Raw genomic sequence first — 737 nt, 5'->3', positions numbered from 1 at the left:
TCGGCCAATTAGTACCAGTCACCTCCACACCTCACAGTGCTTCCAGATCTGGCCTATCAACCCCATCATCTCTAGGGAACCTCAAAAGAAACCTCATCTCGAAACAGGCTTCCCGCTTAGATGCTTTCAGCGGTTATCCCTCCCATACGTAGCCAACCAGCCATGCCACGGGCGTGACAACTGGCGCACCAGAGGTATGTCCAACCCGGTCCTCTCGTACTAGGGTCAGCCTTTCTCAAGTTTCAACGCGCGCGGCGGATAGAGACCGAACTGTCTCACGACGTTCTAAACCCAGCTCGCGTGCCGCTTTAATGGGCGAACAGCCCAACCCTTGGGACCGACTCCAGCCCCAGGATGCGACGAGCCGACATCGAGGTGCCAAACCATCCCGTCGATATGGACTCTTGGGGAAGATCAGCCTGTTATCCCCGGGGTACCTTTTATCCGTTGAGCGACACCACTTCCACAAGTAGGTGCCGGATCACTAGTCCCGACTTTCGTCCCTGCTCGACCTGTCAGTCTCACAGTCAAGCTCCCTTGTGCACTTACACTCAACACCTGATTACCAACCAGGCTGAGGGAACCTTTGGGCGCCTCCGTTACACTTTAGGAGGCAACCGCCCCAGTTAAACTACCCACCAGGCACTGTCCCTAACCCAGATCATGGGCCGAGGTTAAGATATTCAATACGATCAGAGTGGTATTTCAACAACGACTCCACACCCACTAGCGTGAGC

General features: G+C 55.1%; 1 rRNA gene. It reads right to left on the bottom strand.

Annotated elements, in window-relative coordinates:
• A 23S ribosomal RNA gene (locus QP997_RS09715) occupies positions 1-737 on the bottom strand; the annotation flags it as partial.

This window comes from Corynebacterium sp. MSK039, from assembly GCF_030232315.1.
In the GTDB taxonomy this organism is placed as follows: Bacteria; Actinomycetota; Actinomycetes; order Mycobacteriales; family Mycobacteriaceae; genus Corynebacterium.
This window is presented reverse-complemented; position numbering and strand designations above follow the sequence as displayed.